At 74.3% G+C, this 24604-nt stretch carries 27 protein-coding genes; 18 read left to right on the forward strand and 9 right to left on the reverse strand.

Features of this window, described 5'->3' with window-relative positions; genetic code table 11:
• Positions 1–61: 61 nt before the first annotated feature.
• The gene (locus tag ACFWDO_RS12980; protein WP_380319972.1) at positions 62–940 is read left to right on the forward strand and encodes an NAD(P)-dependent oxidoreductase; all 879 of its coding nucleotides are present in this window, start codon (positions 62–64) and stop codon (positions 938–940) included.
• A gap of 105 nt (positions 941–1045) precedes the next feature.
• On the forward strand, positions 1046–2398 hold the full coding sequence (locus ACFWDO_RS12985; RefSeq protein WP_380319975.1) for a DUF2235 domain-containing protein: 1353 nt from the start codon (positions 1046–1048) through the stop codon (positions 2396–2398).
• Between the two features lie 24 nt (positions 2399–2422).
• Here the strand turns inward: ACFWDO_RS12985 and ACFWDO_RS12990 are convergent, their stop codons facing one another.
• Positions 2423–2809: a universal stress protein gene (locus tag ACFWDO_RS12990; protein WP_380319978.1), complete on the reverse strand. Its 387-nt coding sequence runs from the start codon at positions 2807–2809 to the stop codon at positions 2423–2425.
• Between the two features lie 79 nt (positions 2810–2888).
• Between ACFWDO_RS12990 and ACFWDO_RS12995 the strand changes: the two genes are divergently transcribed.
• Positions 2889–3290, forward strand: coding sequence for a zf-TFIIB domain-containing protein (locus ACFWDO_RS12995; protein ID WP_380319981.1), 402 nt, complete (start codon positions 2889–2891; stop codon positions 3288–3290).
• 39 nt (positions 3291–3329) lie between these two features.
• Here the strand turns inward: ACFWDO_RS12995 and ACFWDO_RS13000 are convergent, their stop codons facing one another.
• Together ACFWDO_RS13000 and ACFWDO_RS13005 are read right to left on the reverse strand one after the other, a co-directional pair.
• A complete protein-coding gene (locus tag ACFWDO_RS13000; protein WP_380319984.1) occupies positions 3330–3770 on the reverse strand; it encodes a SufE family protein in 441 nt (146 codons plus the stop codon).
• 152 nt (positions 3771–3922) lie between these two features.
• Positions 3923–4849, reverse strand: a complete 927-nt coding sequence (locus ACFWDO_RS13005; protein ID WP_380319987.1) for a sulfurtransferase — start codon at positions 4847–4849, stop codon at positions 3923–3925.
• 439 nt (positions 4850–5288) lie between these two features.
• On the opposite strand from ACFWDO_RS13005, the gene ACFWDO_RS13010 reads away from it, so the two are divergent.
• From ACFWDO_RS13010 to ACFWDO_RS13030, 5 genes are read left to right on the forward strand one after another with little or no spacing between them, the layout of a single operon-like run.
• Complete coding sequence (locus ACFWDO_RS13010; protein ID WP_380319990.1) at positions 5289–5828, forward strand: nucleoside deaminase; 540 nt, start codon at positions 5289–5291, stop codon at positions 5826–5828.
• Positions 5829–5857: 29 nt separating this feature from the next.
• Positions 5858–7348 carry an NCS2 family permease gene (locus ACFWDO_RS13015; protein WP_380319993.1) on the forward strand — a complete coding sequence of 497 codons (1491 nt, stop codon included), beginning with the start codon at positions 5858–5860 and terminating at the stop codon, positions 7346–7348.
• Between the two features lie 58 nt (positions 7349–7406).
• On the forward strand, positions 7407–8630 hold the full coding sequence (locus ACFWDO_RS13020) for an XdhC family protein (RefSeq protein WP_380322699.1): 1224 nt from the start codon (positions 7407–7409) through the stop codon (positions 8628–8630).
• Positions 8621–9499: an FAD binding domain-containing protein gene (locus ACFWDO_RS13025; RefSeq protein WP_380322696.1), complete on the forward strand. Its 879-nt coding sequence runs from the start codon at positions 8621–8623 to the stop codon at positions 9497–9499. Before ACFWDO_RS13020 ends, ACFWDO_RS13025 begins: the two co-directional genes overlap by 10 nt.
• Positions 9496–12369, forward strand: coding sequence for a molybdopterin-dependent oxidoreductase (locus tag ACFWDO_RS13030; protein WP_380322693.1), 2874 nt, complete (start codon positions 9496–9498; stop codon positions 12367–12369). Before ACFWDO_RS13025 ends, ACFWDO_RS13030 begins: the two co-directional genes overlap by 4 nt.
• A gap of 69 nt (positions 12370–12438) precedes the next feature.
• Here ACFWDO_RS13030 and ACFWDO_RS13035 read toward each other — a convergent pair whose 3' ends face one another.
• Positions 12439–13089: an NTP transferase domain-containing protein gene (locus ACFWDO_RS13035; RefSeq protein ID WP_380322690.1), complete on the reverse strand. Its 651-nt coding sequence runs from the start codon at positions 13087–13089 to the stop codon at positions 12439–12441.
• A complete protein-coding gene (locus ACFWDO_RS13040) occupies positions 13086–13514 on the reverse strand; it encodes a winged helix-turn-helix transcriptional regulator (protein WP_380322687.1) in 429 nt (142 codons plus the stop codon). Before ACFWDO_RS13040 ends, ACFWDO_RS13035 begins: the two co-directional genes overlap by 4 nt.
• A 146-nt stretch (positions 13515–13660) precedes the next feature.
• On the opposite strand from ACFWDO_RS13040, the gene ACFWDO_RS13045 reads away from it, so the two are divergent.
• The 7 genes from ACFWDO_RS13045 to ACFWDO_RS13075 all read left to right on the forward strand — a co-directional run bounded on the left by ACFWDO_RS13045 (position 13661) and on the right by ACFWDO_RS13075 (position 20280).
• Positions 13661–14536, forward strand: a complete 876-nt coding sequence (locus ACFWDO_RS13045; RefSeq protein ID WP_380322684.1) for an SDR family oxidoreductase — start codon at positions 13661–13663, stop codon at positions 14534–14536.
• Positions 14533–15474 carry a VOC family protein gene (locus ACFWDO_RS13050; RefSeq protein ID WP_380322681.1) on the forward strand — a complete coding sequence of 314 codons (942 nt, stop codon included), beginning with the start codon at positions 14533–14535 and terminating at the stop codon, positions 15472–15474. Before ACFWDO_RS13045 ends, ACFWDO_RS13050 begins: the two co-directional genes overlap by 4 nt.
• 59 nt (positions 15475–15533) lie before the next feature.
• Complete coding sequence (locus ACFWDO_RS13055; RefSeq protein WP_380322678.1) at positions 15534–16556, forward strand: bile acid:sodium symporter family protein; 1023 nt, start codon at positions 15534–15536, stop codon at positions 16554–16556.
• A 10-nt stretch (positions 16557–16566) separates the two neighbouring features.
• A complete protein-coding gene (locus tag ACFWDO_RS13060) occupies positions 16567–16854 on the forward strand; it encodes a DUF3175 domain-containing protein (RefSeq protein WP_380322675.1) in 288 nt (95 codons plus the stop codon).
• 96 nt (positions 16855–16950) lie between these two features.
• Complete coding sequence (locus ACFWDO_RS13065; RefSeq protein ID WP_380322672.1) at positions 16951–18237, forward strand: GAF domain-containing protein; 1287 nt, start codon at positions 16951–16953, stop codon at positions 18235–18237.
• 81 nt (positions 18238–18318) lie between these two features.
• Positions 18319–19842 (forward strand): aldehyde dehydrogenase family protein, encoded by a 1524-nt coding sequence (locus ACFWDO_RS13070; RefSeq protein WP_380322669.1) that lies wholly within the window; start codon positions 18319–18321, stop codon positions 19840–19842.
• A 15-nt stretch (positions 19843–19857) separates the two neighbouring features.
• Entirely contained in the window at positions 19858–20280 is a 423-nt protein-coding gene (locus ACFWDO_RS13075) for a DUF779 domain-containing protein (protein WP_380322667.1), read from the forward strand.
• Positions 20281–20298: 18 nt separating this feature from the next.
• On the opposite strand, the gene ACFWDO_RS13080 is transcribed toward ACFWDO_RS13075, so the two are convergent.
• Positions 20299–20664, reverse strand: coding sequence for a DoxX family protein (locus tag ACFWDO_RS13080; protein ID WP_380322664.1), 366 nt, complete (start codon positions 20662–20664; stop codon positions 20299–20301).
• A gap of 138 nt (positions 20665–20802) precedes the next feature.
• Between ACFWDO_RS13080 and ACFWDO_RS13085 the strand changes: the two genes are divergently transcribed.
• Positions 20803–21204, forward strand: coding sequence for a winged helix-turn-helix transcriptional regulator (locus tag ACFWDO_RS13085; RefSeq protein WP_380322661.1), 402 nt, complete (start codon positions 20803–20805; stop codon positions 21202–21204).
• 21 nt (positions 21205–21225) lie between these two features.
• Here the strand turns inward: ACFWDO_RS13085 and ACFWDO_RS13090 are convergent, their stop codons facing one another.
• Positions 21226–21591: a DoxX family protein gene (locus ACFWDO_RS13090; protein ID WP_380322658.1), complete on the reverse strand. Its 366-nt coding sequence runs from the start codon at positions 21589–21591 to the stop codon at positions 21226–21228.
• Between the two features lie 173 nt (positions 21592–21764).
• On the opposite strand from ACFWDO_RS13090, the gene ACFWDO_RS13095 reads away from it, so the two are divergent.
• Entirely contained in the window at positions 21765–22757 is a 993-nt protein-coding gene (locus ACFWDO_RS13095; RefSeq protein ID WP_380322655.1) for a hypothetical protein, read from the forward strand.
• A gap of 40 nt (positions 22758–22797) precedes the next feature.
• Here the strand turns inward: ACFWDO_RS13095 and ACFWDO_RS13100 are convergent, their stop codons facing one another.
• The gene (locus ACFWDO_RS13100; RefSeq protein WP_380322652.1) at positions 22798–23277 is read right to left on the reverse strand and encodes an HNH endonuclease; all 480 of its coding nucleotides are present in this window, start codon (positions 23275–23277) and stop codon (positions 22798–22800) included.
• Between the two features lie 144 nt (positions 23278–23421).
• On the opposite strand from ACFWDO_RS13100, the gene ACFWDO_RS13105 reads away from it, so the two are divergent.
• Entirely contained in the window at positions 23422–24069 is a 648-nt protein-coding gene (locus tag ACFWDO_RS13105) for a dihydrofolate reductase family protein (protein WP_380322649.1), read from the forward strand.
• A 2-nt stretch (positions 24070–24071) separates the two neighbouring features.
• On the opposite strand, the gene ACFWDO_RS13110 is transcribed toward ACFWDO_RS13105, so the two are convergent.
• Positions 24072–24494 carry a hypothetical protein gene (locus ACFWDO_RS13110; protein WP_380322646.1) on the reverse strand — a complete coding sequence of 141 codons (423 nt, stop codon included), beginning with the start codon at positions 24492–24494 and terminating at the stop codon, positions 24072–24074.
• Between the last annotated feature and the right edge of the window lie 110 nt (positions 24495–24604).

Genomic DNA, 24604 nt, shown 5'->3' on the forward strand with positions numbered 1-24604 from the left:
AAGGTGCCTGGAAACGGGCCGCCACCTGGCCTCGTGGTCACCATCGCTCGGAGGTCAGGGCATGCAGGGCACGTCGATCGGGTTCGTCGGCACGGGTCCGATGGGGGCGCCGATGGCGCGGAACCTGCTGACGGCGGGGTTCGACGTCGCGCTGTGGAACCGCACGTCGTCGAAGGCCGCGGCGGTCGCCGAGGGTGAGCCGCGCGCGACGGTCGCGGCGACGCCCGCGGAGGTGGCGCGGCCGGTGGTGGTCGCGATGCTCCCGGACCTGCCGCAGGTGCGCGACACCGTCGATCGCCCGGACGGGCTGCGCGCGGGGTGGGCGGCGGCCGGCGTCGTCGACCCGGTGCTCGTGGTGATGAGCACGGTGAGCCCGGTGGAGGTCACCGCCTGGGCGGGGGAACTCGCGGCTGACGGCATCCGGCTGGTCGACGCGCCCGTGAGCGGCGGCGTCGAGGGCGCGGTGGCGCGCAGCCTGAGCATCATGGTGGGCGGCGCGGACGAGGACGTCGCGGCCGTCCGGCGCGTGCTCGACGCGATGGGCACCACGGTGCGTCACCTGGGCCCGGTGGGTGCGGGGTCGCTCACCAAGACGTGCAATCAGATCATCGTCGGCGGCACGCTCAACGCGCTCGCCGAGGCGGTCGCCATCGCGCGCGCGGGCGGGCTCGACCTCGGGACGGTCCTCGAGGTGCTGGGCGGGGGCCTGGCGGGTTCGCGCCTCCTCGCCGACAAGGGTCGCCGCTACCTCAGCGGCGACTACTCGCACGGCGGCGCCTGCCGCACCCAGCTCAAGGACCTCGAGTTCGGCCTCGCCGCGGGAGAGGCGCTCGGCGTCGACACCGCCCTGACCCGCGTCGCGCGCGACCGCTACCAGCAGATGGTCGACCGCGGTGACGCGGAGCTCGACCACAGCGCCGTCATCCGCGTCGTCGTCTGAGGCCGTCCGGTCGTCGACACCGCCCGGTCGTTGCGCCAGGGCGCATGCGGTGGCCGTATCACTGCCGGTCCTGCGACCCTCCGAAGGTAGGTGGAGGGGACGACGATGAAGCGACTGGTGCTGTGCTGCGACGGGACGTGGAGCCACGCGGTGAACCCGCAGGTCTCCAACATCGAGAAGCTCGCGCGGTCCGTGCTGCGTTCCGGAGGGAGCCGGGAGCCGGACGTCGAGCAGATCGTCGGGTACGTGGCGGGCGTCGGCGCCCGCGGCTACCTGGCGGACCAGCTCCTGGGCGGGGCGTTCGGGTACGGGTTCACGCGCAACGTCGTGGACGGCTACCGGTTCCTGGCCATGAACTACGAGCGCGGCGACGAGATCGTGGTGCTCGGGTACTCGCGCGGCGCGTACACGGCGCGCAGCGTCGTCGGGATGCTGTCCCAGGTGGGGCTGCTGACCCCGGAGGCGACCGACGACGGGCTCCTGCACGAGGCTGAGCGGGTGTACCGCCTCAAGCCGCCGTCGCCACGCCGCGTGGCGTGGGCCGAGCGCACGACGGCGCGGGCGAAGCCCGGCTCCTGGCGGTACCGCAGGGCGGCGGCCGTGCTGGGTCGCGGCGGCGAGGTCGCGGCGGAGAAGGCGCGGTTCCGCGCCGCGCACGGCATCGAGGTGCCGGTGCGGTTCCTCGGCGTCTTCGACACCGTCGGCGCGCTCGGCGTGCCAGGCCCGTCGCGGCGCAAGAACCGCTTCCACGACGTGTCGCTGTCTCCGGCCGTCGCGACGGCCCGGCAGGCGCTGGCGATCGACGAGCGGCGGCTGACGTTCGCCCCCTGCCTGTGGACGGTGCCCGACGGCGACCCGCCCGAGCGCGTGCAGCAGGTGTGGTTCCCCGGCACGCACGGCGACGTCGGCGGCGGGGGAGCGCGCTGCGGCCTGTCCGACATGGCGCTGCAGTGGATGGCGGACGAGATGCGGGCCGTGGGCGTCCAGTTCGACGAGCGCCGCCTGGCGCGCCAGCTGACCCCGAAGGCCGAGCTGATCCTGGCGCAGTCGCCCCCGTGGCCCTTCCGCATCCTCAACGCGGTCAAGCGCACCTGGCCGCGGTACGGGACGGTCGACGGGCGGGTCGTGTTCCGCCGCGGCCTGCGGGTCCTGGCGCTGCCTGCGGCGACGTCGACGGCGTCGACGCTGCCCGCGATCGCCGGCCCGGCCGGCGGCGTCGCCTCCGCGTGGCGCGACGGCGTGCGGCTCGCGGACACGGTGCTGCGGCACGTGCTGCGGGACGGCTACGCAGCCCTCGCGCCGAACCTCGGCTGGTGGATGGCGGAGGCCGGCGGCGTGGAACGGCTCCCCGTGGAGCGGGTGGACGCCGCGCGGGGCGACATGCGGCACCTGGTGGTCCCCGGCGAGGACGACCCCGCCACGGAGCGTGGGCCGCGCGCCCTCACGGCGGGTCGGTGAGGCGGCCGGATCGCGGCGTCGCCGTCAGGCGTCGTAGGCGTCCTTGACGACGAGGACGGGCACGGAGGCGTCGAGCAGCACCCGCTGCGTCGTCGTGCCGATGAGAAACGTGCCGGCGCTCGAGCGCTTGCGCGAGCCCAGCACGACGAGCGTCGCGCCGGACTGGTCGGCCGCGTCGAGGATCGCGTCGGCGGGCTCGGTGCCGGGGGACCGGCGGGTGACGGACTGGACCTCGACGCCCTGCGGCGCCTCCTCGAGGAGGCTCTCGAGCGGGTCGCCGTCGACGGGGTCGTCGGAGCGGGCCAGGTGCACGACGTGCAGGGCGAGGCCCCTGCGGGCAGCCTCCGCGATCGCCGTCCGGACGGCCGCCTCACCGTGCGGCGAGGGGTTGTAGGCCACGAGCACCGTCATGCGCACACTCTCGCACATGGAGGGAACCCTCCGCCGGTCCGGGCCGTTGTCCCCACGACCCGACGAAGGAGCTCCCGCCATGCAGTGTCCGCATGACCAGTCCGTCCTCGTGATGACCGAGCGCAAGGGCGTCGAGATCGACTACTGCCCCCAGTGCCGCGGCGTGTGGCTCGACCGGGGCGAGCTCGACAAGATCATCGACCGCTCGATGGAGGCCGAGATCGCCGCCGAGGCCGGGTCGCCGATGCCGCCCGCGGAGCCCGCCTACGGCGGCCCTGCCGCGTCCCCTTACCCGCCGCGGTACGACGACCGCGCCCCCGACCCCCGCGGCTACGACGACAGGCGATACGACGACCGCCGGGACGACCGCCGGGACGACCGCCGCTACGACGAGCAGCGTCGCGACGACCGCGGATACGACCCGCGCTACCGCAAGCGCAAGAAGAAGGAGTCCTGGCTCGAGGACCTGTTCGACTTCTGACGCGCCGGCCGGCGAGCCGCGGCCCGGGCGGGCGCCGCCTCAGGAGGCGAGCTGCTCGCGGATCTGCCGCTTGGCGCGGGTGAGCATGCCGGCCATGCCGTTGAGGCGCAGCGGGCTCACCGCCCGGGTGAGGCCGATCATGAGGGGAAAGTCGTCGGGCACGTCCAGCACCTGCTGCGGCGTGAGCCCGGACAGCCCCTGGGCGAGGATCGACGCGAACCCCCGAGTGGTGGGCGCCTCCTGCGGTGCGGTGGCGTAGAAGTGCACGACGTCGCCGTCGACCTCGGCGAACGCGCGCACGGGGGACTGGCACTCCTCGACGCGCTCCAGCAGGCCCGGCGCGCTCTCGTACCGGGCGGGCAGGCCCGGCAGCTCGCGCGAGAACTCCAGCAGGAGCTGCAGCCGCTCGCGCTCGGGCAGGGCGAGGAAGTCCTCCCGGATCTCGGACAGCGACTCGGGCAGGGCGGCGGCGTCGGTCATGGTTCCAGTCTCTCTCGGTGCGGGGAGGTGCCGTCGCCGACGACGTAGTCCGAGACGGCGCGAGGTAGTCGCGTTCCCGCCGAGGTAGTGGACCAGACCACTACCTCGGCGAGATCGGGACTACCTCGGCGGGATCGGGACTACCTCGCGGGTCAGGCGGCCTGCTGCTGCTTGACGCTCGCGGGGACCTCGCCCGGCTCGGCGCCCGCGACGATCGGGACGCGCACGGCGTTGCCCCACTCGGTCCACGAGCCGTCGTAGTTGCGCACGTCGTCGATGCCGAGCAGGTAGCGCAGCGCGAACCAGGTGTGGCTGGAGCGCTCGCCGATGCGGCAGTACGTGATCACGGAGTCGCCCTCGGTCAGGCCGAGGCCGCCCTCCTGGTAGATCGCCTCGAGCTCGGCGCGGGTCTTGTACGTGCCGTCCTCGGCGACCGCGGTGGCCCAGGGGACGTTGCGCGCGGACGGGATGTGGCCGCCGCGCAGCACGCCCTCCTCCGGGTAGTCCGGGATGTGCAGGCGCTCGCCGGAGAACTCCTGCGGGGAGCGGATGTCGACCAGCGGCCCGTTGCCGAGGTGGGCGAGCACGTCCTCCTTGAAGGCGCGGAACGTCGTGTCGTCGCGCTCCACGACGGGGTAGATGCCCGGGACGGGGGAGGGGACGTCGGCGGTGAGCTCGCGCCCCTCGGCGACCCACAGGTTGCGGCCGCCGTCGAGCAGGCGGACGTCCTCGTGCCCGAACAGGGTGAACACCCATGCCGTGTACGCGGCCCACCAGTTGTTCTTGTCGCCGTACAGCACGATGGTCGTGTCGCGAGAGATGCCGCGGGACGCGAGCAGGTCGGCGAAGCCCGCGCCGTCGAGGTAGTCGCGCTCGACCGGCTGCAGCAGGTCGGTGTGCCAGTCGATCTTCACCGCGCCGGGGATGTGGCCCGTCTCGTAGAGCAGGACGTCCTCGTCGGACTCCACGACCACCAGGCCCGGGGTGTCGAGGTTCTCGGCGAGCCACGCCGTCGTGACGAGGCGCTCGGGGTGCGCGTACTCGGCGAGGCGCGGCGTCGGGTCGGTGGGTGCGGGCATGGCTTCCTCCATCTGGGGCGGCGTCGGAGCGGCGTCCGGACGCCGGCGGGTGCGGTGGTCCGTGGCCACTCTAGGAACAGCGCGACCAGCGGCGACAGCCCATGTCCAGAATGTGGGACCACGATGCGAGACGCCCCCCTGCATCACGAGAAGACCGCGATGCGGAAGTGTCCTTCCGAAATCCTTGTGGTCGCTCTCACCGAGTGCTAGCGTCGCGGATGCCAAAGGCGGGCCCGGGCCGTGCGGACGCCGACGTCGACGTCGGCACGGTGGTCGACTCCGATCGATCCGACACCGGCAGCTATCAACCAGGCGGCATGAAGGACAACTCGCCTGCAGCGGCCCGCCGAGCTCCCGGTCTCCCGTACCGGACCCGGTGAGGTGCCGACGGACCCGTGGTGTGCCCGGGGGTCGCTGCCCGAACCCGTGGAGACTCACCATGGACCGCAATGCCGTGATCAACACCCAGCCAGCACGCACGGCCGTTCCCGTGGACGCAGCACACCTCGAGAAGGCCGTCACCCTCGCCGTGGACAGCGTCGCGAACGCGGGCGGCCCCTTCGGTGCCGTCGTCGTCACCCGTGACGGCCGCGTCGTCGAGGGCAACAACCGCGTGACCCAGGACAACGACCCCACCGCGCACGCCGAGGTCACCGCCATCCGGCGGGCCTGCGCCGAGCTCGGCACGTTCGACCTGTCGGGGGCCGTGCTCTACTCGAGCTGCGAGCCGTGCCCGATGTGCCTCGCCTCCGCCCTGTGGGCGCGCGTGGACGCCGTCTACTTCGCCGCCGACCGCCACGACGCGGCCGCCGCGGGGTTCGACGACGCCGTGTTCTACGACTTCTTCGCCGCTCGCCTGGGAGACCACCCCGGGGCCGGCGACGGGGACGGCGTCATGACCGTGCGCCACGAGCGCACCGCCAGCGCCGTCGCGCCCTTCGACGCGTGGCGTGTCCTCGACACCCGCATCGACTACTGACGCGCGCGGGCCGGAAAGGACACAACGACGTGACCATCCTGGGAACCCGGCGGGACACCGCCGAGAACGACAAGACGCCCTCCGCCGCCGCCCGCCGCGGCGTGCTGGAGCGGCTGTTCAAGATCACCGAGCGAGGCTCCACCACGGGACGTGAGATCCGTGGCGGGCTGGTGACCTTCTTCGCGATGGCGTACATCGTCATCCTCAACCCCCTCATCCTCGGCGGCACCAGCGCCGAGAACGCGCCGACCGACGTCGCGGGCGGCTGGCTCGCGACGGCCCAGGTCGGCGCCGTCACCGGCCTCGCCGCGGGCGTGCTGACCATCCTGTTCGGCCTCGTCGCGAACCTGCCGTTCGCGCTCGCGGCCGGGCTGGGGATCAACTCGTTCCTCGCCGTGGCCGTCGTCGGCGACGTGACGTGGCCCGAGGCGATGGGCCTCGTGCTCATCAACGGCGTGCTCATCGTGCTGCTCGCCGCGACCGGTGCGCGGTCGGCGATCTTCAACGCCGTCCCGCGCCAGCTCAAGGCCGCCATCACCGTGGGCATCGGGCTGTTCATCGCCTTCATCGGCTTCGTCGACGCCGGCTTCGTCACCCCCACCGAGGGCGGCCCGCCGGTGCAGCTCGGCGACGGGGGGTCGATCACGACCGTCCCGACGATGATCTTCGTCTTCGGCCTGCTCCTCATGGGCATCCTCGTGGCTCGCAAGGTCAAGGGCGGCCTGCTCATCGGGCTGGTCGCCACGACGATCGTCGCGATCGTCGTCGAGGCCGTGGTCAAGCTCGGGCCGGCGAGCGCCGACAACCCGGGCGGCTGGAGCCTGTCGGTGCCCGCGCTGCCCGACACCCTGGTCTCGGTTCCGGACCTGTCCCTGCTGGGACAGTTCAGCTTCGGCGCCTTCGACCGCATCGGGGCGCTCGCGGCCACGATGCTCGTGTTCACGCTGTTCTTCACGAACTTCTTCGACGCGATGGGCACGATGACGGGCCTCGCCAAGCAGGGCGGTCTGGCCGACGCCGACGGGAACTTCCCGCGCATCAAGTCGGCGCTCGTGGTCGAGGGCGTGGGCGCGGTCGTGGGCGGCGCGACGTCGTCGTCGTCGAACACGGTGTTCGTGGACTCGGCGGCGGGCGTCGGCGAGGGGGCGCGCACCGGCCTGGCGTCGGTCGTGACCGGCGCGCTGTTCCTGGCCGCCATGTTCCTCACGCCGCTCACCGCCGTCGTGCCGATCGAGGTCGCCAGCGGCGCCCTCGTCGTGGTCGGCGCGATGATGATGCGAGAGATCAAGGAGATCGACCTGGGCGACTTCTCCGTCGCCCTGCCGGTGTTCCTCACGGTCGTGACCATGCCGCTGACGTACTCCATCGCCAACGGCATCGGGATCGGCTTCGTCACGTGGGTGCTGCTGCGGTTCGCCTGCGGCCGGGCGCGCGAGGTGCACCCGCTGCTGTGGGTGGTCGCCGCGGGCTTCCTCGTGTACTTCGTGCGCGGCCCGCTCTCGGCGGCGCTCGGCGCCTGACGTCGTCGGTCGGGCCTGCCGCGACCCGGCAGGCCCGACCGTCGGGGAGGGACCTTCGATGCTCACCCTTGCTGACCAGCTCGCCGCGTGGCTCGAGCCCGGCGCGCCGCCGTTCGCCGTCGCGACGGTGGTCGGCGCGTCGGGCTCCGTGCCCCGGCCCGTCGGCACCGCGATGGCGGTGCGCGCCGACGGCGCCGTGATCGGCAGCCTCTCCGGCGGCTGCGTGGAGGCCGCCGTGCACGCGGCCGCCCTCGACGCGATCACCGTCGGCGCGTGCCACCGCGAGACCTTCGGCTACTCCGACGACGACGCGTTCGCCGTCGGGCTCACCTGCGGGGGATCGCTCGAGGTGCACGTGCAGCCCGTGCGCCCCGGCGACCCGGACGACCCCGCCGCGGCCGCGCTCGCGCGCCTCGTCGCCGACGACGGCGGCGCGCCCGCCGCGCTCGTGCGCCGCCTCGACGTCGCGCGGCCCACCGCCGTCCTCCTCGGCGACCTGTCAGCGCCACGCGGGGGTATGGCCCGTTCTGGCTCTGACAACCCGTTGCACGGCCTGGTCGACGACGGCGCCCTGCCGGCGGTGTCCGCGCAGGTCGCGGCGGTGCTGCGGGCGGGCGGCGCTGCCACGGTGCACGCGGCCCCCGGTGTGCGCGACGGCGCGTGCGAGCCCGAGGAGCCCGCGGCGCTGCTCGTGGAGACCCGGCTGGCGCCGCCGCGGTTCGTCGTCGTCGGCGCCAACGACTTCGCCGGCGCGCTGGTGCGCGCCGTGCACCTGCTCGGGTACCACGTGACCCTCGTGGACGCCCGCGAGGTGTTCGCCGCGCCGCGCCGGTTCCCGCAGGCCGACGAGGTGGTCGTCGACTGGCCCGACCGCTACCTCGCCGCCGAGGCCGCGGCCGGCCGGCTCGACCCGCGCACCGCCGTCGCCGTCCTCACCCACGACGTGAAGTTCGACGTCCCGACCCTGCGGCTCACCCTCGGCCTGCCGCTGGCATACGTCGGCGCGATGGGCTCGCGGCGCGCCCACGCACAGCGCCTCCAGGCCCTGCACGACGAGGGCGTCACCACCGACCAGCTGGCGCGCCTGCGCTCGCCGATCGGCCTCGACCTCGGGGCGGTGACGCCGGAGGAGGTCGCCGTGTCCGTGGTGGCCGAGCTCCTCGCCGTCCGCTACGGCCGCGACGCGGCCGTCCCCCTGAGCCGCACCGACGGGCCGCTGCATGCGACCTCTCGCCCGTCCTCCAGCACCACCCGAAGCAAGGAGCACTCCCGGTGGACATGAACACCGTCACCGACCTGGTCCCTACCTCCGACCCCGCCGACTGGCGCGAGGGCGACGCGTGGCTGGCCGGCGGCACCGTCCTGTTCTCGTACGGCAGCCAGACGTTGCGCCGCCTGCTGGACGTCACGACCGCCGGCTGGCCCGCGCTCACCGTGACCGACGACGGCCTCGAGATCGCCGCGACCTGCACCGTCGCCGAGCTGTACGCGTTCCCGGAGGGCGCGGCGTCGACCCCGGTGCGCGACGAGTGGCGTGCGCTGGACCTCGTGCGCCCGTGCTGCGACGCGTTCGTCGCGTCGTTCAAGATCTGGAACACCTCGACCGTCGGCGGCAACGTCGCGACGTCGCTGCCCGCGGGCCCGATGACGTCGCTGACGGCGGCGCTCGACGGCGTCGCCGAGGTGTGGGGTCCCGGCGGTGGACGGCGCACGCAGCCCGTGGCCGAGCTCGTGACGGGCGAGATGCGCAACACCCTCGCCCCCGGCGAGCTGCTCCGCGCGATCCGCGTCCCCGCCGCCGCGCTACGGGCCCGGACCGCGTTCCGCCGGCTGTCGCTGTCGAACCTCGGCCGCTCCGGCGTGCTGCTGATCGGGCGCCTCGACGCGCCCGACGACGGCGGCGCACTGGTGATCACGGTGACCGCGTCGACCCGTCGGCCGGTCCAGCTGCGCTTCGCCGCCGGCGCGCACCCGGACGCGGCCGGCCTGGAGGCGGCGATCGACGCCGCGATCCCGGACGACCTGTACCACGACGACATCCACGGCCTGCCCGCGTGGCGCCGCGACATGACCTACCGGCTCGCGGAGGAGATCCGCACCGAGCTCACCACCGAGCTGTTCGACAGCACCACCGACGGAGGCCGGCGATGACCGACGCGACCACCCACCCCACGACCGCGGCCCCTGCGCACTCCGCGACATCGCCCGCCCTCACGTCCGCCCTGCGCGTCGACGGCCGCGACGTCGACGCCGTCCCGCGGGCGGGGCAGTGCCTGCGCACGTTCCTGCGCGAGCAGGGCTCCCTCGGGGTGAAGAAGGGCTGCGACGGCGGGGACTGCGGCGCGTGCACCGTGCACGTGGACGGCGTGCCCGTGCACAGCTGCGTGTACCCCGCGCGGCGCGCGGCCGGGCGCGACGTCACGACGATCGGGGGACTCGCCGCGACGGCCGAGGAACCGACGGCCGACGGGCTGCACCCCGTGCAGCAGCGCTTCCACGACGCGCAGGGCTTCCAGTGCGGCTTCTGCACCGCCGGCATGATCATGACCGCCGCCACGTTCGACGACGAGCAGCGCGCCAACCTGCCCCGCAACCTCAAGGGCAACCTGTGCCGCTGCACCGGGTACCGAGCGATCGAGGACGCGGTGCGGGGGACCGAGAACGCCGAGACGATCGGCGGCTGCGGCACCGCGTTCGGCACCTCGGAACCGGCTCCGGCGAGCCGGGGCGTGGTCACCGGGCAGGTGCGGTACACGCTCGACGTCGACCCCGACGCCTATCCCGGGCTGCTGCACCTCAAGCTGGCGCGCTCGCCCCACGCCCACGCGCGGATCACCGCGATCGACGCCTCCGCCGCGCTCGCGGTGCCCGGGGTGGAGGCCGTGCTCACCCACGAGGACGCGCCCACGGCCCGATTCAGCACCGCCCAGCACGAGCTGTGGACGGACGACCCGGACGACACGCGCATCCTCGACGACGTGGTCCGGTTCGTCGGGCAGCGCGTGGCCGCTGTTGTCGCCGACTCGGTCGCGGCGGCAGAGGAGGGCGTGCGCCGGCTGCGCGTCACCTACGAGGTGCTGCCCGCCGTCGTCGACCCCGAGCAGGCGATGGCGCCCGGTGCGCCGCTCGTGCACCCTGGCCTCGACGCCGCGGCCGCGCGGGTCGCGCGGCCGGAGGCGAACGTCGTCGCCGAGCTGCACAGCGAGCTCGGCAACGTCGAGGCAGGGCTCGCGGAGGCCGACGTCGTGCACGAGGCCACCTACCGCACGCAGCGCGTGCAGAACGCGGCCCTGGAGACGCACGCGGCGATCGCGTCGTTCGACGACGACGGCCGGCTGGTGGTGCGGTCGTCGACCCAGGTGCCGTTCCTCGCCCGCCGCCATCTGGCGCGGGTGCTGGACCTGCCGATGGACCGCGTGCGCGTGGTGTGCGAGCGCGTGGGCGGCGGGTTCGGCGGCAAGCAGGAGGTGCTCGTCGAGGACGTCGCCGGGCTCGCCGCCCTCAGGCTCGGCCGTCCGGTCCAGCTGGAGCTCACGCGCACCGACACGTTCGTCGGCACGACGACGCGGCACCCGTTCCGCATCCGGGTCCGGGCAGGCGCCCGGCGCGACGGCACGCTCACCGCGCTGCACCTGGACGTGCTGAGCAACACCGGCGCGTACGGCAACCACGGGCCGGGCGTGATGTTCCACGGCTGCGGCGAGTCGATCGCCGTCTACACCTGCGCGAACAAGAAGGTCGACGCGCACGCCGTCTACACCCACACCCTGCCGTCCGGGGCGTTCCGCGGGTACGGGCTGAGCCAGATGATTTTCGCCGTCGAGTCCGCGATCGACGAGCTGGCCCGGCAGCTCGGCATGGACCCCCTCGAGGTGCGGCGCCGCAACGTGGTCCGTCCGGGGGTGCCGATGCTGTCCACCGGGCCGGAGCCGGAGGAGGACGTGCTGTACGGCAGCTACGGCCTCGACCAGTGCATCGAGCTCGCCGACGACGCGCTGGCTCGCGGGCGGGCCCGCGACGTCGCGGAGTACGGCGCCGACCCCGCGGACCCGTCGCGCCCGTGGCTCGGGGAGGAGTGGGGCGTCGGCGAGGGCACGGCCGTGTCGATGATCGACACGGTCCCGCCGCGCGGGCACGTGTCGCACGCCCGCGCCCGGCTGCGCCCGGACGGGGTGGTGGAGGCCGAGGTCGGCACCGCCGAGTTCGGCAACGGCACCACGACCGTGCACGCGCAGCTCGTCGCCTCGGCCCTCGGGCAGCGGGCGGCCGACGTCGTGGTGCGGCAGTCCGACACCGACCTCGTCGAGCACGACACCGGTGCCTTCGGGTCCACCGGCACCGTCGTCGCCGGCAAGGCGTCGCTCGCGGCCGCGACGGAGCTGGCGGAGCGCGTGCGCGTGGTCGCGTCGTCGCTCACGGGCACCCCGTCGGCGGAGTGCCGGCTGGTGCCCGGCGGGGTCGAGTACGAGACCGGCGCGGTGGTGCCGCTGGCCGAGGTGGCGCGGCACGCGCGCACCGCGGGCGTGCGGCTCGAGGCCGAGGGCCGGTGGGGCGGCACGCCGCGGTCGGTCGCGTTCAACGTGCACGGCTTCCGCGTGGCCGTGCACCGCGGCACCGGCGAGATCCGCATCCTGCAGAGCGTGCAGGCCGCCGACGCGGGAGAGGTCGTCAACCCGCGCCAGTGCCGCGGCCAGATCGAGGGCGGCATCGCGCAGGCCCTCGGCGCCGCACTGTACGAGGACGTCGTGATCGACGACTCCGGCCGCGTGGTGACCGACATCTTCCGCCAGTACCACCTGCCCACCTTCGCGGACGTGCCCCGCAGCGAGGTCTACTTCGCGCAGACCTCCGACTCGACCGGGCCGATGGGCGCGAAGTCGATGAGCGAGAGCCCGTTCAACCCTGTCGCCCCCGCGCTCGCCAACGCGCTGCGCGCCGCCACCGGCGTCCGGTTCACCGAGCTCCCGCTCGCGCGGGACAAGGTCTACCTGGGCATGAAGGCCGCCGCCGCGACGTCCTGACCGAAGGTTGTGGGTGGGCTTCTGGCCCTGTTTCAGGCGGAAACAGGGCCAAACGCCCACCCACAACGATCAGGCCAGCAGGTCGAGGTCGGCCTCGGTGTCGAGGTCGCGGCCGTCGCCGGGATGGGTGACGACGTCGATCAGGTCGGCGTGCGCGCGCAGGAACGCGCGCGCGCCGGCGTCGCCCTCGGCGCTCGCGGCGGCCGGGCCGGCGAGCGCGGCGTCCAGCACGAGCGGGTGGGACCAGCGGGGCGTGCCCTCCTCGGGCGCGGGGGCGCCGGCCCACCGGGACGCGGTCACGCGGCCGGGCCGGTGCGCCGCGAGGAGGCGGGCGACGTCGTCGGGCGTGACGCCCGGCTGGTCGACATGCGCGACGACGAGGCGCGCGACGGGGCCGTCGAGGGGCTCCAGCGCCGCCGCGACGCCCGCCTGCAGCGACGAGGCCATGCCGGTGGCCCAGCGGTCGTTGACGACGACGCGGGCGGCAGGTTCGGCGAGGCGGTCGGCGGCGGCCGCCACCCGCGCGGCGTCGGCGCCGAGCACGACGACGACGTCGTCGCAGCCGCCACCGAGAAGGACGCGGGCGACGTGCTCCACGAGGGGCCGGCCACGGTGGGGGAGCAGGGCCTTGGGCCCCCGGCCGAGACGCGTGCCCGCACCCGCCGCGAGCAGGACGGCGACGCTGCGGCCGCCCAGGAGCGGGTGCGCGGGTTCGGTCACGACGCGTCGTGGCGCGCGTCGTAGCGCTGCTGCGCTGCGCTGACCTCGTCGACGGCGCCCTCGAGCACGTCGATGAGCCCGACGAGCCGGTCGGCCACCTTCCGTCCGAGGTCGGTCAGCGAGTACTCGACGTGCGGGGGGATGGTGGTGCGCACCTCGCGCGCGACCATGCCGTCGCGCTCGAGGGCCTGCAGCGTCTGCGCGAGCATCTTCTCGCTGACCCCGTCGATCCGGCGGCGGAGGGCGTTGAACCGCACCGCTCCGTCGCGCAGACCCGCGACGGTGAGCACGCCCCAGCGGCCGGTGACGGCCTCGAGCGCCTGGCGCGAGGTGCAGTCGCGCGCGAAGACGTCGGCGATCATCGCGTCGGTCGGGCCGGGGCCCGCCTCGGCCCGGTCGACTGCAGTGGGGGAGTCAGGGGTCACCCATCCAGGATAGGCCGCGAACCCACGGTGTGCACTGTGAGGAGCACCGCACGTGCTGACGGTTGGCACTTTCTAAAAGTTAGTGCATGCTGGGAGTGCGGCCGCGAGCCGCGCACCCCCGATCGTCCGTGAAGTGGAGCATCGCCATGACCATCGCCGTCACCGGAACCAGCGGCCACCTGGGTCGCCTCGTCGTCGAGTCCCTCCTGGCCCGGGGCGCCGCGCCCTCGGACGTGGTCGCGCTCGCCCGCTCGACGGCGAAGGTCGCCGACCTCGCCGACCGCGGCGTCGTCGTCCGCGAGGCCGACTACGACCGCCCCGAGACCCTCGTGCCGGCGCTGGACGGCGTCGAGGTGCTGGTGTTCGTCTCGGGTTCCGAGGTCGGCCGCCGGGTGCCGCAGCACCGCGCGATGATCGAGGCGGCCCAGGGGGCCGGCGTCGGACGCGTCGTGTACACGAGCGCCCCGCACGCCGACACGTCCCCGCTGATCCTCGCCCCCGAGCACAAGGCGACCGAGGAGATGCTCGCCGCGTCCGGCCTGTCCACCACCGTCCTCCGCAACGGCTGGTACACGGAGCTCTACGTGGGCGACGTGCAGCAGGCGCGCGAGACGGGCGAGGTCGCGCGGAGCGCGGGCGAGGGGCGTACCGCCTCCGCGAGCCGCGCGGACTACGCCGAGGCCGCGGCCGTCGTCGCCCTCGACGCGCGTCGCGACGGCGCCCACGACGGCGCGGTGTACGAGCTGTCCGGCGACGTGGCGTGGACCTTCGACGACCTTGCCGCCGCCGCGGCCGAGATCGTCGGCCGACCCGTGACGTACCGGCGCCTGACCGCGGACGAGCACCGTGCGGCGCTGGTCGCCGCCGGGCTGGACGAGGACACCGCCGCGTTCGTCGTCGCGCTCGACGGCGACGCGCGCGCCGGGCTGCTCAGCGAGACCTCGGGCGACCTCGCCCGCCTCATCGGCCGCCCCACGACGCCGCTCGCCGACGGCCTGCGCCGCGCGTTGGACGCGTCGTGACCCCGCTGGCGGGCGACCGTCTCGCCGACGACACGCGCATGGACGCGGTCACGCTCCACGTGCGCGACCTCGACCTCATGACCCGGTACTACCGCGACGCGCTCACGCTCACGGAGCTCGCCGTGCCGGACGGCCTCGAGCTGCCGGCCGGCGCGCGCCGCGAGGAGACCACCGTGCTGGGCCGCGGGACGACGCCGCTCGTCGTGCTGCACCGGTCGCCGGACCTGCCCGCGCCCGGCCGCGGCGAGGCGGGCCTGTTCCACACGGCCGTGCTTTTCGACGACGAGCCCGGGCTGGCGCACGCGCTCGCGTCCGTCGCGACCACCGCGCCCAGCACGTTCATCGGCAGCGCGGACCACCTCGTGTCGCAGGCGTTCTACTTCACCGACCCGGAGGGCAACGGCGTCGAGCTGTACGCCGACCGGCCGCGCGAGGAGTGGTCGTGGGACGGCGCGCACGTGCGCATGGACACGCTGTACCTGGACCCGAACGCGTTCCTCGGCGACCACCTCACCGACGCCGCGCGGGACGCCCTCGCCACCGCCGACCCGGAGGCCCGCGCCACGGCCACCCGCGCGGCCGGCGCGGGCGCCGTCGTCGGGCACGTGCACCTGCAGGTGGGCGACGTGCCCGCCGCCCGCCGCTTCTACGTCGACACCCTCGGCTTCGCCGAGACGGCGAGCGTGCCCGGCGCGCTCTTCGTCTCCGCGGGCGGGTACCACCACCACATGGCGATGAACACGTGGAACAGCCGGGGAGCGGGCCCGCGCGCGTCGACGCTCGGCCTCGGCACCGTGGCCATCACGGTGCCCGGCGCCGACGACGTCGGTGCGCTGCGCGAGCGCCTGTCCCGGGCCGGCGTGGCGGTGCGCGACGACGGCGCGGCCCTGCGCTTCGAGGACCCGTGGCGCAACGCCGTGGAGGTCCGCGCGGCCTGACGGTCTCGGCGGCGTGGACCGGATCGCTTCCCGGGGCGAACATTTCCTACACTCGCGCGGTGCGTCGTGTGCTGAGTGGCTGGTTGGACCTGTTCGTCGTCACGCTCGTCCTCGTGATGGTCCTGGGCCTGGTGGTCCCCGTTCCCCCGGCGGCGCAGCAGGTCGTGGACGTCGCGGCGGACGTCGCGGTCACCGTCCTCTTCCTCGTCTACGGCATGCGGCTGTCCACCCGCGAGGTGTGGGCGGGGCTGCGCAACTGGCGGCTGCAGGGCGGCATCCTCGCGGCCACGTACGTCGTGTTCCCGGTGCTGGGGCTCGTGGTCGCGTGGGCGGTCACGCCGCTCGTCGGGGCGCCGCTGGCCGCCGGGATCCTCTACCTGTCGCTGCTGCCGTCCACCGTGCAGTCGTCGGTGGCCTTCACGTCCGTGGCCCGCGGCAACGTCGCGGGCGCCATCTGCGGGGCCACCGTGTCCAACGTGCTGGGCATGGTCGTGACACCGCTGCTCGTGCTGTGGCTGATGACCGACGCTGACGGCTCGGGCGGTGCGGCCGCCGGGCACGGGCTGGACGGCCTGCAGACCGTGCTGCTGCAGCTGCTGCTCCCGTTCGTCGTGGGCCAGCTGCTGCAGCCGTGGGTGGGCGGCTGGATCCGGGCCCGCCGCTGGCTCACCCTCGGGGTGGACCGCGGCACCATCCTGATCGTCGTGTTCTCCGCGGTCGCGGCCGCCAGCTCCGCGGGCGTCTGGGCCGGCATCTCCGGCTGGGCGATCGTGGCGCTGCTGGCCGTGAGCGCGGTCATGCTCGCCGTGATGCTCGGTGTCACCTGGTGGGGCGGCGCCGCGCTGCGGCTGCCCCTCGAGGACCGTGTCGCGCTCCTCATGTGCGGGTCCAAGAAGTCCCTCGCCACCGGCCTGCCCATGGCGAGCGTGCTCTTCCCCGTCGCCGCCGCCGGCGTCGTCGCCGTGCCCGTGATCATCTTCCACCAGCTCCAGCTCGTGGTCTGCGCGGTCCTCGCGCGGCGCCTGGCGCTGCGCGACCACGAGGCCGGACGAGCCGCTGCGAGCACGCCGACTGCCGCCTAGCGTCGGCCGCATGGCGAAGGACGACGACGGCGAGCGGTGGTCGCAGGACGTCACCGAGCACTCCGACGCCCTGGATCTCGAGAACGAGGTCTTCACCTGGGACGACCCTGCGCGCATCGCCGCGTCGCTGAAACGCTCGGCCGAGGCCAGCGAGCGGCGCAAGGGCACGCCGTACCAGTCGGCGATGTCGATGCTGACCTTCTACCTCAACCGGGCCGGCACGAACCTCCCTGCCGCGCAGCGGGACGTCCTCGAGCGGGCCAAGGACGAGCTGCGCCGGGCCTTCGGCCGCGACTGACCTCGACCGACCTCGACCGACCTCGCCCCCCCGACGGGCTGGACGCCGCCCCTAGACTGGCTCGAACGCACGGGACGACGACGTCGGGAGGTCGCGGTGAGACGCTCGGCCACCTCCGAGGCGCGCGGGGACGGGACCCGCGCGGCAGGCGTGCGTCGTGACCCGCGCTCGGTGCGCGCGGCCTACGAGCGCTTCCTCGGCACGGGCGAGCTGCCCGGCGGCATCGACCCGGTGGTCGCCGACTCCTGGCGCCGGTCGGTGCGCAGCGGCGTCGACCCGGACACCCCGCACCCGCAGGTCGCGCTCGCCGACGACGACCTGGCCGCGTACCGCGGCGCCCACCCCCTCGCCGCGGTGATGCCCGTGGTGCGGGAGCTGGTGGTCGACGGTGCGGCCGACGACGGGCTCGTCGTGGCCGTGTCGGACGAGGTCGGCCGGCTGCTGTGGGTCGAGGGCAACCCGCGGCTGCGCGGCGTCGTGGACCGGGTGGGCTTCGTCGAGGGCGCCGTGTGGCGCGAGGAGAGCGTCGGCACCAACGCACCCGGGACGGCCCTCGCGACCCGGCGCGCCGTCCAGGTCATCGGCGCCGAGCACTTCTCCCGCCCCGTGCAGGAGCTGAGCTGCGCCGCCGCCCCCGTCCGTGACCCCGCCACCGGGCGGGTGCTCGGGGTCCTCGACGTGACGGGCCGGCGGGCCGCGGCGACGCACGTCGTGCTGTCGCTGGTGCGCGCCACCGTCGCCACCGTGGAGCGCGAGCTCGCGACCCGCGCGGCGGCGGTCCCGGTGGCACCGGGGGGCCCGGGCGTCCCTGCGCCCGTCGACCTGCGCGTGCTCGGGCGCCCCGTGCTGGGCGGCCGGTCCGGGGAGCGGCCGCTCTCCCTGCGGCACGCGGAGATCCTGCTGCTCCTCGCGGAGCACCCGCGCGGCCTCGGTACCGACGAGCTCGCCGTGCTGCTGCACCCCGGCGAGCTGTCCGACGTCACCGTCCGGGCCGAGGTGTCCCGGCTGCGGCACGTCGCCGGCCCGCTCCTCGCCGGATCACGCCCCTACCGCCTCGCGCGGCCGCTGCGCACCGACGCCGACGACGTCCGCGCGGCCCTCGCCCTCGGCGACGTGCGCGGTGCCGTCGCCGCGTACGCACCCCTGCTGCCGAGGTCCGTCGCCCCCGGCGTCGAGCGGCTGCGCGCCGAGCTCTCGGCGGAGGTCCGCGCGGCCGTCCTCGCCTCCGGCGACCCCGACGCCCTCGACGCCTGGGTGCGCGGAGTCGACGGCGCGGACGACCACGCCGCATGGTCCCGGCTGCTCGCCGTCGCGCCCGCGGGGAGCCCGCAGGCCGTGCGCGCCCGCGCCCGGATGACGCTCCTCGACGCGCACCTGTCCTGACTGCAACGGGACTGCAACCCTCGCCGTCCTACGGTCGGCGCATCGCGGCGCGACGAGGCGCCGCACGTGCGAGGAGGCAGCATGACCGTCTACGCAGCCCCCGGCCAGCCCGGGGCGATCGCCGAGTACCGCGCGCGGTACGACCACTGGATCGGCGGGGAGTACGTGCCGCCGTCGAGCGGCCAGTACTTCGAGAACCCCAGCCCCGTCACGGGCCAGACCTTCACCGAGGTGGCGCGAGGCAACGCCGACGACATCGAGCGGGCGCTCGACGCCGCCCACGGCGCGGCGCCGGCCTGGGGGCGCACGTCCGTCACCGAGCGGGCGAACATCCTCAACAAGATCGCCGACCGCATGGAGGCCAACCTCGAGAAGATCGCGGTGGCCGAGACGTGGGAGAACGGCAAGCCCGTCCGCGAGACCCTCGCCGCCGACATCCCGCTCGCCATCGACCACTTCCGGTACTTCGCCGGCGCCATCCGCGCCCAGGAGGGGTCGATCTCCGAGATCGACGAGGACACCGTCGCCTACCACTTCCACGAGCCGCTGGGCGTCGTCGGGCAGATCATCCCGTGGAACTTCCCGATCCTCATGGCCACGTGGAAGCTGGCCCCGGCGCTCGCGGCGGGCAACGCCGTCGTGCTCAAGCCGGCCGAGCAGACGCCCGCGTCGATCCTGTTCCTCATGGACATCATCGGCGACCTGCTGCCGGCGGGCGTCGTCAACGTCGTCAACGGCTTCGGCGTCGAGGCGGGCAAGCCGCTCGCGTCGAGCTCGCGGATCCGCAAGATCGCCTTCACGGGCGAGACGACGACGGGCCGCCTGATCATGCAGTACGCGTCGCAGAACATCATCCCGGTGACGCTCGAGCTGGGCGGCAAGAGCCCGAACATCTTCTTCTCGGACGTCGCGTCGGCGAAGGACGACTACTACGACAAGGCGCTCGAGGGGTTCACGATGTTCGCCCTCAACCAGGGGGAGGTGTGCACCTGCCCGTCGCGCGCGCTCATCCAGTCCGACATCTACGACCAGTTCCTCGGCGACGCGCTGGAGCGCACGAAGGCGGTGAAGCAGGGCAACCCCCTGGACACCGACACGATGATCGGCGCGCAGGCGAGCAACGACCAGCTCGAGAAGATCCTGTCCTACATCGACATCGGCAAGGCGGAGGGTGCGACCGTGCTCACGGGCGGCCACCGCGCCGAGCTCGACGGCGACCTGGCGGGCGGCTACTACGTGACGCCCACGGTGTTCGAGGGCAAGAACTCCATGCGGATCTTCCAGGAGGAGATCTTCGGGCCGGTCGTCTCGGTGACCGACTTCGCGGACTTCGACGACGCGATGAAGATCGCCAACGACACCCTCTACGGCCTCGGCGCGGGCGTCTGGTCCCGGCAGGGCGAGACGGCGTACCGGGCGGGGCGCACCATCGAGGCCGGGCGCGTCTGGACGAACTGCTACCACGCGTACCCGGCGGCCGCCGCGTTCGGCGGCTACAAGGGCTCGGGCGTCGGGCGCGAGAACCACAAGATGATGCTCGACCACTACCAGCAGACCAAGAACCTGCTGGTCAGCTACTCGGGCCAGAAGCTCGGGTTCTTCTAGGAGGCGCGACGCGCCATGACTGACGACACGATCTCCCGTGTCGCCGTGACCGACGCCGCGGCCGGGCTCCTCGCCCGGCTGCGGCGTCAGCACGGCGAGCTGATGTTCCACCAGTCCGGCGGCTGCTGCGACGGGTCCAGCCCGATGTGCTACCCCGACGGCGACTTCCTGCTGGGCGACGCGGACGTGCACCTCGGCGACCTCGTCGTCGTCGACGGCCCCGCGGACGAGGCCGGCGCGACCGGCGAGCCGTTCACCGTGCCGGTCTGGATGAGCCGCGCCCAGTTCGAGTACTGGAGCCACACGCACCTGACGATCGACGTCGTGCCCGGGCGCGGGTCCGGCTTCAGCGTGGAGGCCCCCGAGGGGGTGCGCTTCCTCATCCGGTCGCGCCTGCTCACCGACGAGGAGGCGACGGCGCTGGCCGGGCGTGCGTGACCCGGCCGCGGCCACAGGTCAGAGCGCGGCGAAGCGGCCCACTGCGACGAAGACCGCGAGCGCGAGCAGGACGACGTTCATCGGCACGCTCTTGCCCTCGCCGAGGCGCACGTGCAGGGGGATGGCGCCGACCTGCGTGATCGCGAGCCCGACGGCGGCGACCGGGGTCAGCACGGGCGCGACGCCCGTGGCCCAGGGCAGGATCACGCCGATCGCGCCCAGCACCTCGAGCCAGGCGAGGACGCGGACGGCGGTGACCCGCTCGTCGGTGATCCAGCGCATCTGCTCCTGCAGCGCGGGGATCGGCCGCAGGGCCTTGCCGAGGCCGGCCATGAGGAACATGGCGGCGAGCAGGCCGGAGGCGATCCAGAGGGCGATGTCCATGCGAGTCCTTCGAGAGACGCGGGCGGTGACGACCCGTCTGGTCGGTCACTCTTTGTGCCTTGGAGCATGATGAGTAATCATGGGCGGGCGTACAAAAGGCACACCCGTGTGCCCCAGGCACACCGGAGGGAGCGCACGATGACGACGACGGCGCAGGGCCGGCCGGTGCTGAGCGGCTCCTGCCACGCCGACGCGACCACCAGCGAGGTGCGTGCGGTGCTGGACCGCGTGGGCGACAAGTGGAGCACCCTGGTGCTCGGCACGCTGGCGTCGGGCCCGCGGCGGTTCACCGAGCTGCTGCACGGGATCGACGGCATCTCGCAGCGGATGCTCACCCTGACGCTGCGCCAGCTGGAGCGCGACGGCCTGGTGAGCCGCACGGTGCACGCCGTCGTGCCGCCGCGCGTCGACTACGCGCTCACCGACCTCGGGCAGACGCTGCTGCCGCCCGTCATCGCGCTGGTCGAGTGGGCGTTCGCGCACACGGACGCGATCCGTGGGCACCGCGAGCGGTACGACGAGGCGCGGGCCGGGGCCTGACCGGCCGCGCCGGCCCGGCCGTCACCAGCCGGCGAAGCGGCCCACCGCGACGAACGCGGCGGCGAGCAGCAGGAGCACGTTGACCCACAGCTGGCCGAGCTCCCGGCGGCGCACGTGCACCGAGATCGCGAGCGCCTGCAGCACCACCAGGCAGGTCGCGGCGACCGGCGTGAGCCACGGCAGCGTGCCGGTGGCCTGCGGCAGGATCAGCCCGACCGCGCCGGCGATCTCCGCGAGGCCGATGAGCCGCACCACCACGCCGGGGAAGTCGTCGACCCAGCCCATCGCCGAGCGCAGCCGGTCGCGGCTGCGCGTGAGCTTCACGACACCCACGGCCAGGTAGAGCAGGGCCAGCAGCCCGGCGGCGACCCACAGTCCGACGTTCATCCGTGCCTCCTCGCGGCAGCAGCTCGAGGGCGGGCGGCGGCGATGCCCGGGGGGCGGAGCGGCGACGCCGTCGTGCCTGTCCGTGGTGCTGTCCGGAACCTAGCGTGCGGACGGCGCGACGGGAACGACCGCGCCCGTGGTGTCGGAGGGTCGGCGCCCGATATGTTCTCCCGGTGACCCGAGAGACCCTGCCCTCCCTGTCGGCGCTGCCCGCGTGGCTCGTGCCGTCCGTCTACCTCCACTGGTCGGCCGACTGGCTCGCGGAGTCGGTCGCGATCGCGACCCGCTCGTCGGAGCACCGGCTGCCGGGCGGGCCGGACGGGCCGCAGCGCGGCGACGTGGTCGTCACGGTCCTCGGCGACGCGGGCGTCGTCGCGTCGGTGGAGCTGATGGGCGCCACCGACGGCGAGAGCTGGGTGAGCGACGACCTGTTCGGCCCCGACCGGCCCATCGTCTGGGCCGACCTGTTCGACGGCGCGGACACCTACACGGGGTCGTCGGGCTGGCTGCCGCCGGACCACGCGCGCTTGGTGCTCGACGGCGTCGCGGAGCAGTTCCGCGGCGGCCCCGTGCACACGCTCGACCCGGGCGACTGCGGCGCCGGCGCCACCGCCCCCGACGTGCACGCGCTGCGGATCCTGGGCCACCGCGCCGTGACGGGCTGGTCGATGCGCCGCGAGGAGCGCTGCGCCACCTGCGAGCGGTTCGTCGACGTGCACCGGATGCAGGCGCACGACGACGGTGCCGTCCGCCTCGGCACGACGACCGCCGGCGGGCGCACGCTCGAGCAGCTGGTGCGCGACGTGCACCTGCTGTGCGAGCAGTGCCACGACCTCATGCACGCGCACACGGTGTCCTCGCAGCGCGCGCGGATGCGCCCGCAGTGCCCCGGGTGCGGCGCACGCGGCCGGACCAAGCGCATCGTGTGGGGCATGACGTTCCAGGACGACGTCATGAACGCCGAGCCGGACGTCGTCTACGGCGGCTTCGAGGTGCCAGTGCCGACGCCGGAGTGGTACTGCACCGACTGTCACGCGAACTTCGCGAGCAGCGTCATCGCGTCCCGCGCGCTCACCCCGGCGGACCAGGGCGGCGCGAACGCGCTGCCCGCCACGGGGTCGCTGTCCGTGGTCCCCGACCTGCCGGACGACCAGCCCGCCGCCTGACGGCGGTGCAGCCCCCCGGCGGGCGCGGCCGGACCTCGGGTCAGGCTGCGGCCGCCGGTGCTGCGCGGCGCCGCCGGCGGACCAGGCCGTGCTCCGCGGGCGGCACGTAGGGCGCGAGCAGCAGCGGCATGCCGGCCTCGAGCGGCGTGCGGTCGGCCTTGCGCCCGTTGCAGCGCTCGCACGCCGCGACGAGGTTGAGCCACGACGAGTCGCCGCCGCGCGAGCGCGGGATCACGTGGTCGACCGTCTCGGCCGGCCCGCCGCAGTACGCGCACGCGCCGTCGCGTCGCTTCACGCCGTCCTTCGTCACCGCCGGGCGGCCTGCGCCGCGGTAGCGCCACCGCATCGCGACGTACCGCACCAGCCGCAGCACGCGCGGCATCGGGTAGGGGCCGAACCGGTGCCCCTCGACGGCCTCCTCGACCACCGCGACCTCGCGCACCAGCATCGTGATGGCGTGCTTGACCGACACACGGTGCAGGGGCTCGTACCCCGCGTTGAGCACCAGGACGTCGGCCACGGTCCGCTCCTTCCATCTGGTCAGCCCAGCGGTCCGGTAGCGTGTGTGAATCCGGTCACAGCATGCCGCCGAGGCGAAAATATGCCGCCGAGGCGTGGAAGTCCAGGGCAAACGGCGGCCGGTCGGACGGTGACGGAGGATCCGATGAGGCTCAGCGTCAACATCTTCGCCTCGCTCGACGGCGTGGTGCAGGGGCCGGGCGGGCCCGAGGAGGACACCCGAGGCGGCTTCGCCCAGGGCGGCTGGTTCGTCCCCTTCACCTCGGACCCGGCGTTCGGGGAGGTCGTGGACGGCTGGTTCGCCGAGGTCGACGCGTTCCTGCTCGGCCGCACCACCTACGACATGTTCTGGGCGTCGTGGGCGCAGGTCACCGACCCGGACGACGCGCTCGCCGCCCGCATCGACGCCGGCCCGCGGTACGTCGTCTCCTCGACCCTGCGCGACCCCGAGTGGGCAGGGACCACCGTCATCGACCCCGCGGACCTCGCCGCCGAGGTGCAGGCGCTCAAGGACGGCCCCGACGGCGAGCTGCAGATGCACGGCAGCGCCCGCCTCGCCAGCACCCTGCACGACCTCGGGCTCGTCGACGTGTGGCGCCTCGTCCTCGCCCCCGTCGTCGTCGGCTCCGGCGCGCGACTGTTCGACACCGGCGCCACGCCGTCCGGGTTCGCCGTCACGCGGTCGCGGCTCGGAGAGTCCGGGCTGGTGTTCCTCGAGCTCGAGCCCCGGCCCCTGCGGCACGGCACCGCGGACGTCGTGGACGGCAGCCAGTCCGTCAGCGTGGACGACTGACGTCACGCGTCGTCGAGCGCCAGCGGCCGCACCTGCCCGCCCGCGGCGACGAAGAACCCCCGGAGCCGCACGCCCCGCAGGTCGGCCTCGGCGCGCAGGTCGCGGTTCCAGGCGCGGTCGTCGTCGGTGCGGGTCGCGTCGCCCGGGCGTTCCAGGACGACGACTGCGCAGCCGCCGGGCGCCTCGTCCTCGACGACGCTCCGCAGCAGGGCGCCCAGCCCGGCGAGGGCGTCGCCGTCGGGTCGGGCAGGCGGGTCGTCGATCGGCAGCGCGAGGCCGAGGAGGCGGTCGTCGGCGTCGAGCCACGTGACGGTGAGCGCGCGCCGTCGCGGGAAGGCGCCTCCGGCGAGGAAGCGGGCGAGCTCCAGGAGCGCGGCGTCGTCGGCGACCTGGTCGCCCGGGCGGAACGGGGTGGTGGTGTCCATGCGTCGTCACCCTGCCGTACCGGCGCCTCCGCCCGCGGACGTTATCCACAGGTCCCCGACCCCCGGGTGCCGAACAGGCGGTTGCGCACGTTCTGACCGCTCAGAACGTG

This window comes from Isoptericola sp. NPDC060185 (assembly GCF_042728595.1).
Lineage (GTDB): Bacteria > Actinomycetota > Actinomycetes > Actinomycetales > Cellulomonadaceae > Isoptericola.

What these genes read in the sequence shown, in the direction of transcription:
- ACFWDO_RS12980 (WP_380319972.1), top strand. Translation starts at nt 62, where the DNA reads ATGCAGGGCACGTCGATCGGGTTCGTCGGCACGGGTCCGATGGGGGCG.
- ACFWDO_RS12985 (WP_380319975.1), top strand. Translation starts at nt 1,046, where the DNA reads ATGAAGCGACTGGTGCTGTGCTGCGACGGGACGTGGAGCCACGCGGTG.
- ACFWDO_RS12990 (WP_380319978.1), bottom strand. Translation starts at nt 2,809, where the DNA reads ATGACGGTGCTCGTGGCCTACAACCCCTCGCCGCACGGTGAGGCGGCC.
- ACFWDO_RS12995 (WP_380319981.1), top strand. Translation starts at nt 2,889, where the DNA reads ATGCAGTGTCCGCATGACCAGTCCGTCCTCGTGATGACCGAGCGCAAG.
- ACFWDO_RS13000 (WP_380319984.1), bottom strand. Translation starts at nt 3,770, where the DNA reads ATGACCGACGCCGCCGCCCTGCCCGAGTCGCTGTCCGAGATCCGGGAG.
- ACFWDO_RS13005 (WP_380319987.1), bottom strand. Translation starts at nt 4,849, where the DNA reads ATGCCCGCACCCACCGACCCGACGCCGCGCCTCGCCGAGTACGCGCAC.
- ACFWDO_RS13010 (WP_380319990.1), top strand. Translation starts at nt 5,289, where the DNA reads ATGGACCGCAATGCCGTGATCAACACCCAGCCAGCACGCACGGCCGTT.
- ACFWDO_RS13020 (WP_380322699.1), top strand. Translation starts at nt 7,407, where the DNA reads ATGCTCACCCTTGCTGACCAGCTCGCCGCGTGGCTCGAGCCCGGCGCG.
- ACFWDO_RS13030 (WP_380322693.1), top strand. Translation starts at nt 9,496, where the DNA reads ATGACCGACGCGACCACCCACCCCACGACCGCGGCCCCTGCGCACTCC.
- ACFWDO_RS13045 (WP_380322684.1), top strand. Translation starts at nt 13,661, where the DNA reads ATGACCATCGCCGTCACCGGAACCAGCGGCCACCTGGGTCGCCTCGTC.
- ACFWDO_RS13060 (WP_380322675.1), top strand. Translation starts at nt 16,567, where the DNA reads ATGGCGAAGGACGACGACGGCGAGCGGTGGTCGCAGGACGTCACCGAG.
- ACFWDO_RS13070 (WP_380322669.1), top strand. Translation starts at nt 18,319, where the DNA reads ATGACCGTCTACGCAGCCCCCGGCCAGCCCGGGGCGATCGCCGAGTAC.
- ACFWDO_RS13075 (WP_380322667.1), top strand. Translation starts at nt 19,858, where the DNA reads ATGACTGACGACACGATCTCCCGTGTCGCCGTGACCGACGCCGCGGCC.
- ACFWDO_RS13080 (WP_380322664.1), bottom strand. Translation starts at nt 20,664, where the DNA reads ATGGACATCGCCCTCTGGATCGCCTCCGGCCTGCTCGCCGCCATGTTC.
- ACFWDO_RS13085 (WP_380322661.1), top strand. Translation starts at nt 20,803, where the DNA reads ATGACGACGACGGCGCAGGGCCGGCCGGTGCTGAGCGGCTCCTGCCAC.
- ACFWDO_RS13090 (WP_380322658.1), bottom strand. Translation starts at nt 21,591, where the DNA reads ATGAACGTCGGACTGTGGGTCGCCGCCGGGCTGCTGGCCCTGCTCTAC.
- ACFWDO_RS13105 (WP_380322649.1), top strand. Translation starts at nt 23,422, where the DNA reads ATGAGGCTCAGCGTCAACATCTTCGCCTCGCTCGACGGCGTGGTGCAG.
- ACFWDO_RS13110 (WP_380322646.1), bottom strand. Translation starts at nt 24,494, where the DNA reads ATGGACACCACCACCCCGTTCCGCCCGGGCGACCAGGTCGCCGACGAC.